12 protein-coding genes are annotated in these 18,224 nt (G+C 40.8%); 11 read left to right on the top strand and 1 reads right to left on the bottom strand.

All coding sequences use genetic code 11. From position 1 onward, the window contains the following. The first annotated feature begins 19 nt into the window (after positions 1 to 19). The 8 genes from K5Q58_RS10410 to tilS all read left to right on the top strand — a co-directional run bounded on the left by K5Q58_RS10410 (position 20) and on the right by tilS (position 9,849). Positions 20 to 517, top strand: a complete 498-nt coding sequence (locus K5Q58_RS10410) for an OmpH family outer membrane protein (RefSeq protein WP_220753876.1) — start codon at positions 20 to 22, stop codon at positions 515 to 517. Next, entirely contained in the window at positions 517 to 1,536 is a 1,020-nt protein-coding gene (gene lpxD, locus K5Q58_RS10415; protein WP_220753862.1) for a UDP-3-O-(3-hydroxymyristoyl)glucosamine N-acyltransferase, read from the top strand. The genes K5Q58_RS10410 and lpxD overlap by 1 nt, the downstream gene beginning before the upstream one ends. A 39-nt stretch (positions 1,537 to 1,575) precedes the next feature. Further along, positions 1,576 to 2,037: a 3-hydroxyacyl-ACP dehydratase FabZ gene (gene fabZ / locus K5Q58_RS10420; protein ID WP_220753863.1), complete on the top strand. Its 462-nt coding sequence runs from the start codon at positions 1,576 to 1,578 to the stop codon at positions 2,035 to 2,037. Beyond that, a complete protein-coding gene (gene lpxA / locus K5Q58_RS10425; protein WP_220753864.1) occupies positions 2,034 to 2,804 on the top strand; it encodes an acyl-ACP--UDP-N-acetylglucosamine O-acyltransferase in 771 nt (256 codons plus the stop codon). Before fabZ ends, lpxA begins: the two co-directional genes overlap by 4 nt. An 8-nt stretch (positions 2,805 to 2,812) precedes the next feature. Further along, positions 2,813 to 3,961: a lipid-A-disaccharide synthase gene (gene lpxB, locus K5Q58_RS10430; RefSeq protein ID WP_220753865.1), complete on the top strand. Its 1,149-nt coding sequence runs from the start codon at positions 2,813 to 2,815 to the stop codon at positions 3,959 to 3,961. 45 nt (positions 3,962 to 4,006) lie between these two features. Further along, the gene (gene rnhB / locus K5Q58_RS10435; protein WP_220753866.1) at positions 4,007 to 4,636 is read left to right on the top strand and encodes a ribonuclease HII; all 630 of its coding nucleotides are present in this window, start codon (positions 4,007 to 4,009) and stop codon (positions 4,634 to 4,636) included. Positions 4,637 to 4,865: 229 nt separating this feature from the next. Next, complete coding sequence (dnaE, locus tag K5Q58_RS10440; protein WP_220753867.1) at positions 4,866 to 8,339, top strand: DNA polymerase III subunit alpha; 3,474 nt, start codon at positions 4,866 to 4,868, stop codon at positions 8,337 to 8,339. Between the two features lie 109 nt (positions 8,340 to 8,448). Next, a complete protein-coding gene (tilS, locus tag K5Q58_RS10445; RefSeq protein WP_259651312.1) occupies positions 8,449 to 9,849 on the top strand; it encodes a tRNA lysidine(34) synthetase TilS in 1,401 nt (466 codons plus the stop codon). 60 nt (positions 9,850 to 9,909) lie between these two features. On the opposite strand, the gene K5Q58_RS10450 is transcribed toward tilS, so the two are convergent. Then, positions 9,910 to 10,803, bottom strand: coding sequence for a GGDEF domain-containing protein (locus K5Q58_RS10450; RefSeq protein ID WP_220753868.1), 894 nt, complete (start codon positions 10,801 to 10,803; stop codon positions 9,910 to 9,912). Positions 10,804 to 11,003: 200 nt separating this feature from the next. On the opposite strand from K5Q58_RS10450, the gene K5Q58_RS10455 reads away from it, so the two are divergent. From K5Q58_RS10455 to K5Q58_RS10465, 3 genes are all read left to right on the top strand, one after another. Beyond that, entirely contained in the window at positions 11,004 to 12,956 is a 1,953-nt protein-coding gene (locus K5Q58_RS10455) for a monovalent cation:proton antiporter family protein (RefSeq protein ID WP_220753869.1), read from the top strand. A 119-nt stretch (positions 12,957 to 13,075) separates the two neighbouring features. Then, entirely contained in the window at positions 13,076 to 16,336 is a 3,261-nt protein-coding gene (locus K5Q58_RS10460) for a DEAD/DEAH box helicase (RefSeq protein WP_220753870.1), read from the top strand. A 910-nt stretch (positions 16,337 to 17,246) separates the two neighbouring features. After that, positions 17,247 to 18,077: a DAPG hydrolase family protein gene (locus tag K5Q58_RS10465; protein WP_220753871.1), complete on the top strand. Its 831-nt coding sequence runs from the start codon at positions 17,247 to 17,249 to the stop codon at positions 18,075 to 18,077. The last annotated feature ends 147 nt before the right edge of the window (positions 18,078 to 18,224 follow it).

Raw genomic sequence — 18,224 nt, forward strand, 5'->3', positions numbered from 1 at the left:
GGAGTCTATTTTGAAAAAGATGGTAAATCGCGCGTTAGTAACAATGGCATTTTTAAGTGCACCTATGATGGCACATGCTGAAAAAATTGCTGTGGTTGACATGGGCGAAGTATTTGAGCAACTGCCACAACGTGAACAAATTTCACAATCTCTAAAAACTGAGTTTGGTGATCGTGTTGCTGACGTACAAAAAATGCAAGAAGAAATGCGTACTATGGTTGAGAAGCAGCAACGTGATGGTGCGTTGATGAGCGAAAGCCAAAAAACAGATCTTGTACGTAAAATGGAATCACTAAAATCTGATTTCCAACTAAAAGGCAAAGCACTTGATGAAGACATGCGTCGTCGTCAAGGTGAAGAGCAAAACAAGCTTTTAGTTAAAGTACAAGAAGCTATCAACACAATCGCTGAAAAAGAGTCTTACGATATCGTTCTTCAACGTGGTGCCGTTATCTTCGTTAAGCCTGATGCAGACATCAGCAACAAAGTTGTTCAAGCGTTAAGTAAAGGCAACTAATGAAAACTGTGACTTTAAAAGAGCTTGGTCAGCTGTTGGGCGCATTAGTTAAAGGTGATGAAACATTGGAAATTACCAGTGTAGCCACTTTAGAGGATGCGACCCAAGATCAACTTTCTTTTTTAGCCAATAGTAAGTACCGTGCACAGCTTGAGGACTCTCAAGCTGGTGCGGTGTTATTGAGTGAAAAAGATGCTGAAGATTACCAAGGTAATGCTTTAGTTTTGAAAGATCCCTATGTCGGCTTTGCCCGAATTGCACAACTTCTCGATACCACTCCTAAAGTAACTTCAGGTATTCATCCTTCAGCACAAATTGACCCTACTGCACAGTTAGGGGAAAACGTCGCTATTGCTGCCAATGCTGTGGTAGGTGCGAATGTTATTCTTGGTAATGATGTGCAAATTGGAGCCGGTTCAGTTGTTGGTGAACAGTCTATTATTGGTTCAGGTACATGCTTAAAAGCCAATGTGACTGTGTACCATAATGTGGTTGTAGGCCAAGATTGTATATTCCACTCTGCCTGTGTTATTGGTTCTGATGGCTTTGGTTATGCCAATGAAAAAGGCAATTGGATCAAAATACCTCAAACCGGTGGCGTTAGAATTGGCGATAATGTAGAGATTGGTGCAGGAACAACTATCGATTGTGGTGCACTTTCACCGACAGAAATTCATGACGGTGTCATTATCGATAACCAAGTACAAATAGCGCATAACTGTGTTATTGGGCAAAATACTGCGATTGCTGGTGCCACATTTATTGCTGGTAGTACATCAATTGGTAAGTATTGTATTTTGGGTGGTGGCTGCGGTATAGCAGGTCATTTAAAAATCATTGATGGAACCCACGTATCTGGTAGTACCAATATAACCAGTGAAATACGTAAACCAGGTCTGTATTCATCTGCTACAATTGCTATGGATAACAAGACGTGGCGAAGAAATACTGTTCGTTTCCGTCATTTAGACGAATTATTTAATCGTGTTAAAACGATTGAAAAGAAAATCAAAGATTAGAAGTCATGGCTCACTAGTAGCCATTGCGAGGACTTAAGCGTGTCAAACCAATTAAATACAATGGATATTGAAGAAATTCTTCAGTATCTTCCTCATAGATATCCATTTTTGTTAGTTGACCGTGTATTAGATTATACCGTTGGTGAATCTTTACATGCGATTAAAAACGTGACGTTTAATGAACCATTTTTCCAAGGTCATTTCCCTGTAAAACCTGTTATGCCTGGTGTATTGATTATCGAAGCCATGGCACAAGCTACAGGTTTATTGGCATTTAAGACCATGAGCCCTGAGCCTTCACCAGATGTATTATATTTACTTGCTGGTGTTGATAAAGCACGTTTTAAACGTGTCGTTTCTCCAGGTGACCAAGTTCATTTCCATGTCAAAATGATTAAAGAACGCCGAGGGATTGGTGTATTTGAAGGACAAGCATTCGTCGATGGCGAATTAGCGTGTTCTGCCGAAATTATGTGTGCACGTAGAGAGATCAACAAGTGATTGATAAGTTAGCATTCGTACATCCTGACGCAAAAATCGGCAACAATGTCACTATTGGCCCTTGGAGCTATATTGGCGCTGATGTAGAAATTGGTGACGATACATGGGTCAGTTCTCATGTGGTGATCAAAGGCCCAAGTGTCATTGGTAAAGGTAACCGCTTTTTTCAGTTCTCTTCCATTGGTGAAGAGTGTCAAGATAAAAAATATGCAGGTGAACCAACCACATTGATCATGGGTGATAATAATATTGTCCGCGAAAATGTGACTATTCACCGTGGCACGATTCAAGATAATAGTGAAACACGCATTGGTTCAAATAACCTATTGATGGCTTATGTTCACATCGCTCACGATTGTGTTTTAGGCGATAACATTATCATGGCAAACAATGCATCTATTGCTGGTCATGTACATGTGGATGACTGGGCTATTTTAGGCGGCATGACTGGGGTTCATCAGTTTGTGCATATTGGTGCTCACGCCTTTACTGCTGGATCGTCAACTATTTTCCAAGATGTGCCGCCATTTGTTATGGCTGCGGGGAGTCCTGCAATTCCGCGCGGTTTAAATGCTGAAGGCTTAAAACGCCGTGGCTTTACCAAAGAGACACAACACGCGATTCGTCGTACTTATAAGTCACTGTACCGTAAAAACTTAACGATTGAGGAAGCATTAGCTGAAATCTCAGAAGATGCTGAATCCGATGAATACGTTAAAGGTATGGTTGAATTTATCAATAGCTCATCTCGTGGGATCATTCGATAAAATAAACAATGACAAATAATACCCCTCGTATATTTGCAATGGTCGCCGGAGAACTCTCCGGCGATATTTTAGGTGCTGGATTAATTAAGTCCTTGCAAAAGCAATATCCTGATGCCCAGTTTATCGGTATCGGCGGCCCTCAAATGGAAGCGCTTGGCTTTGAAAGTTTCTTTTCATACGAAGAGCTCGCAGTGATGGGGATAGTTGAGGTTTTAGGCCGACTACCTAGACTACTCAAAGTTAGAGCTACGCTGATTGAAAAAATTTGTCAGGCTAAACCTGATTGCTTTATCGGCATCGATGCGCCAGATTTTAATATCGGTCTTGAGTTAAAACTTAAAAACAAAGGTGTTAAAACCGTTCATTATGTCAGCCCATCTGTGTGGGCTTGGCGTCCAAAGCGTATCTTTAAAATAGCAAAAGCAACCAATATGGTGCTATCGCTACTGCCTTTTGAAAAAGCCTTTTACGATAAATATCAAGTTCCTTGTACCTTTGTTGGTCATACATTGGCTGATGATATACCAATGGAAAGTGATAAATTAGCGGCTAGAGAATTACTGGGCTTAGATCCTCATGCTGAGTATTTAGCAGTATTACCGGGTTCTCGCGGAAGTGAGCTTAAGCAACTTGCTGAACCTTTCATTAAAGCGATTGTGATTGTTAAACAAAAATATCCTGATATTAAGTTTGTCACTCCACTAGTGAACGAAGCACGTAGACTGCAGTTTGTTGCAGCTCTTAAAGAGTTCGCCCCAGATATAGAAATTGAGCTGATTGAAGGTCAATCTCGCGAAGTGATGGCTGCATCAGATGCCATACTTTTAGCCTCAGGTACCGCTGCTTTAGAAGCAATGTTAGTTAAACGTCCGACAGTCATGTCATATAGAGTGAACGGGCTGACATACAGTATCGCTAAAAGATTGATGAGCCTTGAACACTATTCGTTACCTAATTTATTAGCTGATCGCGCGTTAATTCCTGAAATTGTGCAAGACGAGTGTAATGAGCACAATATTGCAGCTGCTGTAATTGAACAATTGAACATTGATTTCGCACCTTTGAAAGCTGAGTTTGAAAAGATGCATCTTACACTTCGTTGTAATGCAAGTGACCGTGCTGCGGAAGCAGTAATCAAAGTGATCAACGAGCAATAACGAAGCAGTATCCTAAATAAACCACCCATCACAAGAGAATGTGTAATGAGCCGAATTCCTGCGGTAATTAAAGGTATCACGCCTGAACAAGTAGAATACATTAGCCGTGGTGTTGTTGCAGGTGTCGATGAAGTTGGTCGTGGCCCATTAGTGGGTGATGTTGTGACGGCAGCTGTCATATTAGATCCTAACAATCCTATTACTGGTTTAAACGATTCTAAAAAGCTTACAGAGAAACGTCGTGAAGCTTTGTATATTGAAATTATCGATAAAGCATTAGCTATCAGTGTTGGCCGAGCGTCTCCCATCGAAATTGATAAAATTAATATCCTTCACGCGACAATGCTTGCGATGCAAAGAGCTGTTAGTGGTTTATCTATTCAGCCTGAGCGAGTATTAGTTGATGGGAACCGTTCACCTGATTTTGGAATTCAAAGTCATGCCATTATCAAAGGCGATGGCTTAGTTGCTGCAATCAGTGCCGCATCAATCATCGCTAAAGTGACTCGTGACAGAGAAATGGCAGAACTTGATGCTCGATACCCGCAATATGGCTTTGCTAATCACAAAGGTTACCCAACAAAAGCACACTTTGAGGCTCTTGAGACTCATGGGGTGTTAGATGAACATCGCAAAAGTTTTAAGCCGGTTATGGCGCTTTTAGATAGAAGTTAATTCTTACTATAGAGCTTGAATCGGTTACGGCACCAAAGAGATGTCAGTAACAGCGTTACCTTCGATATTACAGAAAAATAAGGTAACGTTTCCCTAAGCCTGTGTGCATATTTTAAAATCATTAATGACATCGTAATATTGATTATTCACTATTATAAATTAGGTTAGTTTGCTAATCTGGTCAGCGGTTTTTTCCTTTTAATCAAGCATTCCAAAGATATCATAATCTATGTCCGATCCTCGTTTCGTCCACCTTCGTGTTCACAGTGATTTTTCCATGTCAGATGGCGTGGCAAAAGTAAAACCTATCTTAGCCAAAGCTTCAGAGCTTGGGATGGGAGCATTAGCCATAACCGACCAAAATAACTTTTGCGGTTTAGTTAAATACTACGGTGGTGCTCATGGGGCTGGGATTAAGCCGATTGTCGGCGCTGATTTTTGGATGAAAGTACCAGGTTTTGCTGACGACTTTTGCGCGGTCACTATCATTGCGTTAAATAATGATGGTTACCAAAGTTTGACCCAGTTAATCAGTGAAGCGTATTTACGTGGACAAATTAACGGCAGAGTTGTTATCGACCAAGAATGGTTAGTTAAATTCAATAACGGTATTTTATTGATCTCGGGAGCAAAAGAGGGCGATGTTGGTAAGGCCTTATTAAAAGATAATCAGACTCAAGTTGATGAACTGGTTGAGTTCTATAAAACTCATTTTGAAGACCGATACTTTCTTGAGTTAATACGAACTGGCCGCCCTGACGAAGAACGTTATTTGCATATGGCGGTTCAGCTTGCTTCAGAAAAAGACTTGCCTGTGGTTGCGACTAACCAAGTGGTATTTTTAAAAGCAGATGATTTTGAGTCTCATGAAATTCGGGTGGCGATCCATGATGGATTTACCTTGGCAGATCCTCGCCGTCCCAAGAAATACAGCAACCAACAATATCTACGTACTGAAGAAGAAATGTGTGAATTGTTTGCAGATATTCCCTCTGCACTTTCTAACTCAGTTGAAATAGCCAAGCGCTGTAATGTCACCATTCGCTTAAATGAATATTTTTTGCCTAACTTCCCTACAGGTGATTTATCCATTGAAGACTTCCTTGTTGATATATCTGAGAAAGGTTTAGAGGAAAGGCTTGAGTTTTTATTTCCAGATGAAAAAGAACGCTTAGAAAAGCGCCCCGAGTATGATGAACGACTTGATGTCGAGCTTAAAGTTATCAACCAAATGGGATTCCCTGGTTACTTCTTGATCGTAATGGAGTTCATCCAATGGGGTAAAGATAACGATATCCCAGTCGGACCAGGCCGTGGTTCTGGTGCGGGCTCTCTTGTGGCTTATGCACTAAAAATTACCGACTTAGACCCGTTGGAGTATGATTTATTATTTGAACGTTTCTTGAACCCTGAACGTGTATCGATGCCCGATTTCGATGTCGATTTTTGTATGGATCGCCGTGATGAAGTGATTGATCACGTTGCTGAGTTATATGGACGAGATGCGGTTTCGCAAATTATTACTTTCGGTACCATGGCTGCAAAAGCTGTTGTGCGCGACGTTGGGCGTGCTTTAGGCCATCCTTATGGTTTTGTTGAGCGTCTGACTAAAATGATCCCAGCTGAACCTGGAATGACGCTGACGAAAGCGTTTGAAGTGGAACCTTCATTACCTGAAGCTTATAGTGCTGATGAAGACGTACGCGAATTGATTGATATGTGTCGACGCCTTGAGGGTGTGACACGTAACGCAGGTAAACATGCTGGTGGAGTGGTTATCTCACCAACCGTTATCACCGATTTCTCACCACTTTATTGTGATGCTGAAGGCTTAAACCCTGTCACCCAGTTTGATAAGAATGATGTTGAAACCGCTGGTTTAGTTAAATTTGATTTCTTGGGGTTAAGAACCCTGACCATTATCGATTGGGCACTGCAAATGATTAACCCTCGCTTAGCAAAAGCAGGGGAAGAGCCGGTTAGGATTGAATCAATTAGTTTAACCGATCCTAAATCATTCAGGTTATTACAACGCTACGAGACTACAGCTGTATTCCAATTAGAATCCCGTGGTATGAAAGATTTGATTAAACGTCTTCAGCCCGATTGTTTTGAAGATATGATTGCACTAGTGGCACTTTTCCGTCCAGGCCCACTGCAATCAGGCATGGTAGATAACTTCATTGAACGTAAGCATGGCCGTGAAGAAGTTTCATATCCAGATGCTGAATATCAACATGAGTCATTAAAAGAACTGCTAGAGCCTACTTACGGCATTATTTTATATCAAGAACAAGTCATGCAAATTGCGCAGGTACTTGCTGGATACACCTTGGGTGGCGCGGATATGCTGCGTCGTGCAATGGGTAAGAAAAAGCCAGAAGAAATGGCTAAGCAGCGCGGTACTTTCGAAGAAGGTGCAATAAAGAATGGCGTTGATGGCCCCTTATCGATGAAGATTTTCGATTTGGTGGAAAAATTCGCAGGTTATGGTTTTAACAAATCTCACTCAGCGGCTTATGCTTTAGTTTCTTATCAAACCTTGTGGCTTAAAACCCACTACCCAGCTGAGTTTATGGCTGCAGTAATGTCTGCGGATATGGATAACACTGATAAAATTGTTATTTTGGTGGATGAATGTGAGCGTATGGGCTTGCCGATTATCCCGCCAGATGTGAATAAGGGCTTGTTCAAGTTCACTGTCGATGATGACTTAAATATCGTATACGGAATTGGTGCGATTAAAGGGGTTGGTGATGGCCCAGTAGAATCGATTCTAAATGCGCGTAAAGATGGGCCTTTTACCGATTTATTCGATTTTTGTGCTCGAATCGATCTGAAAAAACTCAATAAGCGTGTAATTGAAAAGCTCATTTGTGCAGGTGCATTGGATAATTTAGGACCGCACCGAGCAGCCATGATAGCGACTTTACCTGAGGCTATTTTAGCCGCAGCGCAGCATGCAAAAGCTGAGGCTACTGGTCAAAATGACATGTTTGGCTTGCTTAATTCAGAGCCTGAAGACAACAAACAAAGCTTTGTTGAGTGTGCCACTTGGCCAGATAAAGTATGGCTTGAAGGTGAGCGTGATACTCTAGGGTTATACCTGACGGGTCATCCAATCAATCAGTACCTAAAAGAGTTAAAGCAATATACTTCAGGTCGTCTTAAAGATGTGCATCCAACAGATCGCGGTAAAACCATGAAAGCGGCAGGTTTAGTGATTGCGACTCGCGTGATGATAACTAAGCGTGGATCTAAAATGGGTCTAGTGACTTTAGATGATAAAAGCGCCCGCCTAGAAGTGATGTTATTTACTGAAGCGTTTGAGAAGTTTAATCATTTACTAGAGAAAGACCGTATTTTGATTTGTGAAGGTGAAGTCAGTTTTGATGACTTTGCTGGCGGCAATCGCATGACGGCACGCAATATTATCGAGATTGGTGAAGCGCGCAGCCACTTTGCTAATGCGGTAGAAATTAACGTGACTGCAGATGATATTAATCAAGCTTGGCTTGAACAGTTTGAAGCCGCATTAACACCATGGAAAAATGGCAGTGTGCCTGTGGTGATTAATTACCAGCAACAAGAAGCAGCAGGGCAGTTAAACTTGGGCGATGAATGGCGCGTTAACCCGACAGATGAGTTGATGCTGGCGATTGAAAGCTTAGTTGGCTCTAAAAACGTTAAGATTGTTTTTTAGTTATAAGTTACTAAGTTGATTTTAATACAAGCACTATCAGCACTCATTGGCTTTGATTCTATTAACTCAACTAGTTCAATCAGTTTCATTAATCCAAGTAGGGATGCAAATGATGACAGTCAGTGAAATAAGCCAAGCTATCGAGCGCTATACTTTAGCACTGCTTTCATCTAATTCACCTGTTTTATCAGGCAATCAGCAACCTAAGTTAGTATTAGCTTACAGTGGCGGGGTTGATTCAGAGTGTCTTGCTTATGGCCTAAGTCTATTTGCTCAGCAGCACCCGGATGTTCCATGTCTGTTAGTCCATGTTCATCATGGCTTGAGCGATAACGCTGAAACTTGGGTTGAGCATTGTTTAACTCAAGCAAAAAAATACCAGCTTCCGATTCAAATCGAGCGAGTTAACCTCACTAAAGCGCCGCGCAAAAGCTTAGAAGCGATAGCGCGTGATGCCCGTTATAACGTATTCAAAAAATACCTTAATCAAGGTGACATTTTATTAACTGCTCACCATCAAGATGATCAACTTGAAACGGTATTGTTAGCGTTAAAGCGTGGACAAGGTCCTAAAGGCTTGGCTGCTATGGGGGCTATGCAACTCTTTAATCAGCACAGCTGGATTGTTAGACCTCTGCTTGATGTGTCTAGAAGCCAAATCGAATCTTTTGCCGCATCAGTTGAGCTAAAGCATATTGAAGATGAGAGTAATCAAGATGAGCAATTTGATCGTAATTTTTTACGCCAAGATATTATCCCTCGATTAAAACAGCGCTGGCCGAGTATTGCTGTCACGGCTTCAAGAAGTGCCAATTTATGTGCTCAACAGCAACAAGTAATTGAACAAGAAGTGAATAATCGCTTACCTGACTTCATTGACTCTTCGGTAAAGGCGCAATTCCCAGCATTTAAATTGCTAAATTTAAGAGAGCAATCTTATCAGTGGCAGGGATTACTGCTAAGGGGCTTTATCCAAAGCCAAGGCTTTAATTTACCTTCTCAATCTCAGCTTGAGCAAATTATTGAACAAACACTCAACGCCGCAGATGATGCCAAAGTGAATGTCCACTGTGGTGACTATTCAATTAAACGTTTTGCTGGCAATGCTTACATTGTCCCTGTGATTGATGAGGTGAGTTTGAAGGTTGATCAAGCTGACGTCATCAACACACTATCTGGTTTTATCTCAGAAGAACCGCCACAGGCAGCAAATAGCTTAACGATTAACGAATATCAGATTTTTATGGTCGATCAAGGTATACGCTTAAGAATGCCAAGAAATGAAAGTGTCACGATTGTTTATGGGGCAAAAGGAAGTACTCGTTGTCAGCCTCATTTTAGAGACAAGGGACGTGAGCTTAAAAAGATATGGCAAGAACTTGCCGTGCCTCCATGGCAGAGAAATCAGATCCCGCTGGTCTTTTATAATGACTACCTTGTGGCTGCAATTGGGCTATGGGTCGACAAACGATTTTTAGCTCAGCAACAAGAGCTCGGTTTTAAATTATAACAAGCTGTTTTTCTGCTTTTAATAATACCTAGTTGCTCTATTTGTTGCTCCGCTTGTTACTTAGTTTGCTTCGGTGCTGAATTTAAAGCAGTTTCGACCAGATGCCTTTGCTGCATATAATGCCGCATCTGCACGCTCGTACAACTTGTCTTGTGCTTGTGTCTCTTTAGAGTCAGCAACACCGAGGCTACATTGCACGTTAAAAGCACTCATTAATGGGTGCTCTACCATTGCCGCAATAATACGCTGACACAGAGGTGTCATTTCGAGTTCATTTCCTTGGGCTATAATAATAAATTCATCACCACCAATACGAAATGCTTGGTCGGTATTACGAATAGCTTCATTTACCAATTCAGCAAACTCAGACAAAATAGTGTCGCCTAACTTATGACCATGTTTGTCATTTAAACTTTTGAAGTTATCTAAATCCAACACTAACAACGAGATATCGCCTTGCTTTCGATTCGCCCTTGCTAATGCACTTTTGATACTTTGACGATAATAGTAGCGGTTTCCTAAACCTGTTAAGGCGTCAAACATAGCTTGATTAGACATTTTTTCAAACTTGATGGCGTTAGCAAATGGCTGAGAAAACAGGGTTTCTAGCTCATTTAATTGTAATAACTGGTTTGGGGTAAGCGGTGCTTTGAGATAATACTTAATACTATAGGGTTCGCCAAAACCACTAATGACCCGTTGTTGGTTTAAGCCATGGCAGCGACCCCAATTGAGTTTTAGTTGATGATTAAGCTGTAACCCTTGTATCGGCAATAGTTGGCCAAGCGTATTGCCGTAACTGGCAAATACAGTTCTTGGATCTAAACTTGAATGCATTTGTTGGAGAATTTTCATCAAATTATTTTCTGAGTCAGCACTTTTAATACTTTTGTAAGGTGCTGATTTATCCCAGTTTTGTTCTGGATATGGCTGTGAAGCTATTGCGTAATCCATTATTTTTACCTCATTTGATGATGCTAACTTTACTCGCAAGTGTCATTACTGCTTATTCTTGCTATCTGTATCAATTTGTAAGCAATAATTGTGCCTAATATTTTTTATTGCTTATTTTCATATGGTTATTGTTAATGAATTGCTTTGTTAATAAACTGTTTCTTTCATCGCTAGTTTTTTGACTCGGAGAACACGTATTTATGGAGCACAGCATTTTCATCCATATTCTCTCAATGTTGGTGATTGCAATTGTGGCAATCTCTCTATTACGTCGATTTGGCTTACCGCCAATTCTGGCATATTTACTCACAGGTGTTGTCAGCGGGCCTAGCGGTTTTCATTGGTTTACTCAGCAGCAAATGCACTCAGTAGCCGAACTCGGCGTGGTGTTACTCATGTTTAGCTTAGGACTTGAGTTTTCCGTTCCTAAGCTTTGGTCTATGCGCCGTACGGTTTTTGGCTTAGGTAGTGCACAAGTGACTTTGACGGCATTAATTGCAGGCCTTGTTGCCTTGTTATTTGGCCAAAATATGATTGCTGCTGTGGTGATCGGTTCGGCTGTCGCATTATCATCTACAGCAATTGTGCTCAAGTTAGTAAACGAGCAAGGTTGGATGCGAAGAAGGCACGGTGAGTTATCCGTCAGTGTGCTGTTATTTCAAGATATTGCCGTTGTTCCTTTATTAATCGTTCTGCCACTACTATCCACTAACGGCGACCCAATTGGCTTTCTCGATTTAGCTTGGGGTTTGTTAACAGGGATCCTCGCTTTTATTGGTTTAATGTCTTTTGGTAAATGGATATTGCCGCGCATATTTGATGAAGTTGCCCGCTCTCGTTCCAATGAGTTGTTTGTTCTTTCTACATTAGTCGTGGTGTTAGTTACTGGTGCATTCACCCAGTGGTTAGGTTTATCAATGGCATTGGGAGCATTTATTGCCGGTATGTTATTAGGTGAAAGCCAGTACCGCCGTCAGCTTGAAGCCGATATTAGGCCGTTTCGTGACTTATTAATGGGGCTATTTTTTATTTCTATTGGAATGTTGCTTGATTTCACCATTGTGGCTGAGTTTTGGTGGCAAATTTTATTGATACTCTTTGCTGTACTGCTGACGAAAACCATTGTGGTATTTGGCATCTTAAAACTAGGCGGTGAGCAGTTCAAAGTGGCGTTAAGTACCGCGATTAGCCTAGCACAGGTGGGTGAATTCAGTTTTGTTGTCCTTGCTTTAGCTGTGAACTATGAATTACTCGAAACTCAAATGAGCACCATATTCGTGATGGTGGCTGTGCTTTCAATGTCAATTGCGCCTTGGCTTGTGAGAAACAGTGTCGAAATCGCGCAAAAAATTGAAGGTAAAACGTCTAAAAAGAACCAGTTGGAAGATGAGTTTATATTACCGCCACCTGAAGACGGAGACTTAGTCTTAATATTGGGGTATGGCCGAGTAGGACAAACAATCGCACGCTTTTTAAAAACAGAGGCTGTGCCTTTTGTGGTATTAGATTTAGATCCTAAACGAGTGTCAGAGGCAAAAATTGCAGGCGAGCCTGTGTTCTTTGGTGACGCTTGTAAAATGGGGTTGCTGAAACAAATAGGCATACGCCGTGCAAGTATGGTGGTGATTACTTTTGGTGAATCAAGGCAGGTGGAAGAATGTTTGGCTTTGTCTCGTAAACTGGCTCCAGAAACCAAAATATTAGTGCGCACCACAGATGATGCTGAACTTGATAGCTTAAAAGAAATGGGGGCGACTCAGGTTATCCCTGAAAAACTAGAAGGGAGTTTGATGTTGGTGTCACAGGTGCTATATAAGTGTGGCGTGCCATTGCCGCGAATTATTAAGCGGCTAGAGTCAGAAAGGCGTAATCATTATCAATATTTACATGGATTTTTTACCGGTGCTGAAACGGACTTTACCCTTGAATTACTGCACGCAGTGTCATTGGATACAGGTTCAAATGCGGTAGGTAAGAAGTTAACGGCGATTCCGTGGTCTCAATTAGGTGTTGAAATACGTGCTGTGAGGCGTAAAGGCGAGGAACTGAGCCCGCCACCAGAAGAGTGGGTCTTCGAGCGCAAAGACATCATTATGCTCGTCGGAAAACCTCGCGAGATAGAAGCTGCCGAAGAGTATTTACTACAAGGGTGATGTTTTTTTTGAAGATGGCCAAATACAGTAGAATTTTGCCATCTTCTTCCATACAATGGATGGTTACGTTCGTTGTTGTGTAGCCAATTTTTCTTGCTACAGCTTGTATGGAATAGTGCATGTCGGCCAAATTGTTTAATCTTCCAATTAAAATTAGCTTAGACCTTATTGCTAAGTTATTTTCTTCTGTTCAACTTCAAAAAGCACAGAACTATCTGATTGAAGGGCGTGTACTTGAAGTACATGCAAGCCAAGAAAACCATAATATCGAATCTTTTGTGGTGGGCTCTGCGATTGAGCCATACCGCCAAGATATTACTTTGGTTAACGTTAATCATAAAATTGTGATGAAGTCTCATTGCACCTGTCCGGTAGCGACTAACTGTAAGCACGTCGCTGCCGCGCTTTTAGCCTTAATTGATAAAAAACCGGTTGAAGAACAGCGTTTGAGTCAGTGGTTAATGCAGCTAGAAAAACAAGACCTTATTAACCCTGTTGAAGACGAGGATGAAGAAAAAGATCGCATTATTTTTACTTTATCTAGCGATCATCACGGTATTTTTGTCGATTTTAAGCGCAGTAAATTAAATAAAAAAGGCCAATACAACAAGGGCAGTAAAGTTGCTTTAAACGATGTTAAATATCATCTTCCTTGGTGGATTAACCCTGAAGATAGCCAAATTATCAGCCTATTATTGTCATCTTCTAAAAGTGCTTCAAAAATTTATTTAGAAGGTGAAATCTGCGCATTAGCTTTAAATAAAATGCTGGAACTTAAAACTTGTTTTTGGGAAGAAAGCCGCACACCACTTACTATCACTAATCCTGTTACTCCTGATTTTGTTTGGCAAGAAACAGATGCGCGTCATACCCAAATTAGCATGAGCATGCCGGAGTTAGATAATTGGGAGTTTATTGCCACGTGTCCGCCTATGTTTGTCGATTTGGATTATTTAAAAATTGGCGCCGTAGCAACAGAATTAACCGTTGAAAAACTTAAGTTACTGCAACAAATGCCGCCAGTGCCATTAGATAAGGTTGATAGCATTAGTGACAAAATGCTGCGTCACTTTTCGCCTAAAAGTGTGCCTGTTCCCAGTGAAATTGAATTTCATGAAATCGAAGATCCGTTGAAGGTTAAATTAACCTTTACTATGGTGCAGTTAAACGACAGCGCGGTTGTTCAACCAGTATTACAGCTTGAATTTGCTTATGGCGATATTACCATTCCAGGGAAAGTCAGCCGCGAGAAAATCAGTTTAATAAAACGCGGCAAAACTCAGTATCAAATTCATCGTGCACTCGACAGTGAAACACAAGCCATTGAATGTTTACAAAGCCTGCAACTGCAAGCCATTGATAATAGCTTACTCACCTATACCAACAATTCAGTCAGTTATTACAGTCTTGGTTTAATGCCTGAAATGGTCAACGAGTGGGCGCAATTAACCACATTTGGGATCATGACTCTAGAAGATCTAGGTTATGAAGTTGAGTTTGCCCCAGAGTTTGATTTAAACATTATTGAAGCCGATATCGAAGTTGATTTAGACGACGATGAAGACAGTGGTTGGTTTTCGCTATCGTTAAATGCCGATATTGAAGGGCAAAGTGTGCCGCTTTTGAGCTTAGTTGCAAGGTGGTTGCAACAAAATGGCGAACCTGATGATGAGCAAGAGCTGATCCTTCCAGGGCCAAACGGCCGTTTTGTAAAGATTAAAGCTAAAACCATCAAGCCGTTAATATCGGTAATTCAAGAGTTGTTTCAACGAGGTGGCGGTGACTTGTTAGAAGTACCCCGTAACCGAGCTGACTTACTCAATGAATTATCAGAAAGTGATATTCGTTTATTAAATGGCGAACGGGTAAGACACCTTGCTAGTAAGCTTTCTGAGTTTAAAGGTATCCAAGCTGTTGAATTGCCTACGGGATTGAATGCCACGTTACGTGATTATCAAAAACAGGGGTATGACTGGCTTTGTTTTTTAAAAGAGTATCAGTTAGGCGGTATTCTTGCTGATGATATGGGGCTAGGTAAAACCCTGCAAACTTTGGCATTTTTGTTAAAAGCAAAACAAATGAAGGCCGCAGCGGTAAGTTCAAGCTTAAATGTGCCAACTAGGACAACGTCAGGAAAAACCAGACCAAGCTTGATTGTTTGTCCAACAAGCCTTGTGGGTAATTGGTATAAAGAGGCGCAAAAATTTACTCCTGATTTAAAAGTGCTGGTGGTTCACGGTAATAAACGCCAAGCTTTATTAGATCAAATTGAGGACTTTGATGTTATCGTGACGACTTATCCGCTGATTTTGCGTGATGAGATTGTTTACAGTGAATACAGTTTTGAACACATTATTTTAGATGAAGCCCAGCAAATTAAAAATGCTCAAGCTAAAGTGACGCAAGCACTAAAAACCTTTAAAGGTCAGTTTAGGTTATGCCTATCTGGTACACCGTTAGAGAATCATCTAGGCGAACTTAAGTCTTTGATGGATTTTTGTTTACCTGGGCTTTTAGGCCAACATGCCTATTTCAATAAAGAGTTTAGAGGCCCAATCGAAAAACAAGCGGATACTGAAAAATCTGCAGTTTTACTAAATCGTATCGCGCCATTTTTACTCCGCCGTACTAAAAGCGAAGTGATGTCAGAGCTGCCTGAAAAAACCATTATTGTGCAGACCTTAGAGCTCGAGAAAGATCAGCGTAACTTATACGAAAGTATTCGATTGGTGATGGAGAAAAAGCTACGGGAATTGTTTGCTAAACAAGGTGTTTCAAGTAGTCATATTGAGTTCTTAGATGCCTTGCTTAAACTCCGTCAAGCTTGTTGCGACCCTCGCTTAGTAAAGCTTGAACAAGCTCAATACGTAGAAAACAATGCCAAACTAACATGGTTGACTGAAAACGTGCCTGAAATGGTGGAAGAGGGGCGTAAGATACTCATATTCAGCCAATTTACCGGTATGCTGGCACTTATTGAGCAAGAGTTTATCGATATGGGCATAAGCTACAGTAAGCTCACTGGCCAAACCCGTAACCGTCAGGTTGAAATTGATGCCTTCCAAGAAGGTGAAGTACCCGTATTTTTAATCAGCTTAAAAGCGGGTGGTACAGGACTTAACTTAACAGCAGCCGATACGGTTATTCATTTTGACCCTTGGTGGAATCCAGCAGCTGAAAAACAAGCAACAGACAGAGCGCACCGCATAGGTCAGCTTAATCCAGTGTTTGTATATAAGCTGATTGCACAAGGTACGGTAGAAGAGAAAATCCAAGAGATGCAGCAACATAAACAAAGTTTAGCTGACAGTATTTTAGCGGGCAGTGCTAAGAGCCAATGGCAGGGCAATGCTGATGATTTATTGTCATTATTACGTTAGTTAATAACGGCGTTTTGTCTTCTATAGCTCTAATAATGGCCACAAATACAGTCAAATCGAAGAGATAATAACACTCGCGTAGATGCAGCAGCGAGCTTCCAAAACATGGATGTTTTGGCAGAGCTTACAAGGATGTACTTGCAGCGTCTCGCAGTTGTATCTGCGCATAAGCCTGCGGCAGGCAATGGATTAGATTGAAGTTTTGCTCTCCTATAACAAACTCGATATAGATCAAGTGTAAAACTGCCTACCTTAAAACATGTGACTCAAATATAGTTTCCTATTTTGAAAAATCAAAGTCGTGGCGCTTCGCCCACACCAGAGCAAGAAGGGTGAAACTGCTCACCCCTCTTGCATCTCCCCAGCAGCCCCGGCGAAATTTTCACTCTTTATTGACAAGAAGGCGAAAGATTTCCAACGGGGGACTATCCAGCTTTAAACTTCGTTTGTAGTTCTAACGCGTTTTTGCCCCAAAGTTAGTTAGAACCAAAGCTCTATTTAACAATGCTTATCTTCGTTTTCCATACAACATTTAAATGAAATTGCTTTTTTACAGTTGCCATCCTTACAGCCTAGATTGCACAATCTAATGAACTGTTTTTATATACAGGTATAATGGGATTTGGCTTAATTTAAATCAAACAGCTCATCAAATAAGTCTAAAGTCGTAATTCATGCTTAACTAAAAATCTATAATTGTCTGATAATGTTGGAAATAAATTTCATCACTTATTTTTTAAGCGACTTTAACACGCAAGCTCGGTTTGTTTTAGGGTGCCAAGAGAATTTTATTGGTTTACATCAAAGATATAGAGAATTTAGGATTCTATAAATCAATAACTTAAACGGACGACTTTATCAGGCGATCCGTATAATAAGCTGTTATGTGTTTTAGTTTAGTGAGGACAATATGAGTCAAGAAAAATATTTAGGAATGCAAACAGGGGATCTTGAAAATAAGGCTTATGCAAAATACTGGAATCCTCAAATGTCCACTATGCAAGAGCATGCTATACACGCTACTGAGCATGGCCCTGAAGCTTCCGAACTAGGTTTTCCCTTTACAGATGTTAACCAACTCCTGAAACAAGGTTATTTGCCTTTAGAAAATGGCTATACGCGTTTAGAAAATGGGGAGATTTTTGTAAGTGTATTAACAAGAATGCCCAAAGTTACTGGCAAAATGATTGACTGGTGGTTTGGTTGGCACTACATGGAAAGCCAACGTTACAAGCTATGGCATCCTCGTTGTCATGTAGCTAATCGAGCGGAAAAAATGATAGGTGATGATCCAAATTTATCAGATCGCGAAAAATACCTAAATAACCCTAATTTTGTCACTGAATATATAGGCAGTGGATTACAAGATATAATTATTACTTTTTCAGATGCTTCTACTTTTTTTGATATTAGCCAGTTTCAAGAGGCTAATATTAGTATTGCGGTCTGTGGCTCTGTTGGACTTCAAAAGTTTCCGTTAAATGTTGGAAAGTTGATTCATTTAATCAGAGAAACTGAAGATGGCTGTGAAATGCGAAGTCGCTTTTGGTTAGGGAAGCCAGAAATTAGAGGGTTAGCCACTAATGGAATTATAAATAAAATAGCAGGGTCTAAATTTTTCACTAAACATACTTTATCTATCGAAGCAGGGAAAGAAATGCTCGTACACTGTGCTATGGAAATGAACCACTTAGCTAGTTTTCTTCCAGATTTATATGATGACTATCATCCCAACACATAACAAGTCGTTCAACTGGACGCTGCTCTTCCCCCAGTTTAGTAGACACCTCCTCATCACTTTGAGGAGGCTAAAATGCCTAGATATACCCAACCAAGAAAGACATGGTTTTATCCTGTAAAATTCAAAATCAAAGCAGTCCAGCTAAGC

It is taken from the genome of Shewanella sp. KT0246 (genome assembly GCF_019654955.1).
GTDB lineage: Bacteria > Pseudomonadota > Gammaproteobacteria > Enterobacterales > Shewanellaceae > Shewanella > Shewanella goraebulensis.

Bases quoted from the DNA above. Each gene is read 5' to 3' on its own strand.
- K5Q58_RS10410 (WP_220753876.1), top strand. From the start codon at position 20: ATGGTAAATCGCGCGTTAGTAACAATGGCATTTTTAAGTGCACCTATG.
- K5Q58_RS10460 (WP_220753870.1), top strand. From the start codon at position 13,076: ATGTCGGCCAAATTGTTTAATCTTCCAATTAAAATTAGCTTAGACCTT.
- lpxD (WP_220753862.1), top strand. From the start codon at position 517: ATGAAAACTGTGACTTTAAAAGAGCTTGGTCAGCTGTTGGGCGCATTA.
- dnaE (WP_220753867.1), top strand. From the start codon at position 4,866: ATGTCCGATCCTCGTTTCGTCCACCTTCGTGTTCACAGTGATTTTTCC.
- K5Q58_RS10465 (WP_220753871.1), top strand. From the start codon at position 17,247: ATGAGTCAAGAAAAATATTTAGGAATGCAAACAGGGGATCTTGAAAAT.
- K5Q58_RS10455 (WP_220753869.1), top strand. From the start codon at position 11,004: ATGGAGCACAGCATTTTCATCCATATTCTCTCAATGTTGGTGATTGCA.
- lpxB (WP_220753865.1), top strand. From the start codon at position 2,813: ATGACAAATAATACCCCTCGTATATTTGCAATGGTCGCCGGAGAACTC.
- tilS (WP_259651312.1), top strand. From the start codon at position 8,449: ATGATGACAGTCAGTGAAATAAGCCAAGCTATCGAGCGCTATACTTTA.
- rnhB (WP_220753866.1), top strand. From the start codon at position 4,007: ATGAGCCGAATTCCTGCGGTAATTAAAGGTATCACGCCTGAACAAGTA.
- K5Q58_RS10450 (WP_220753868.1), bottom strand. From the start codon at position 10,803: ATGGATTACGCAATAGCTTCACAGCCATATCCAGAACAAAACTGGGAT.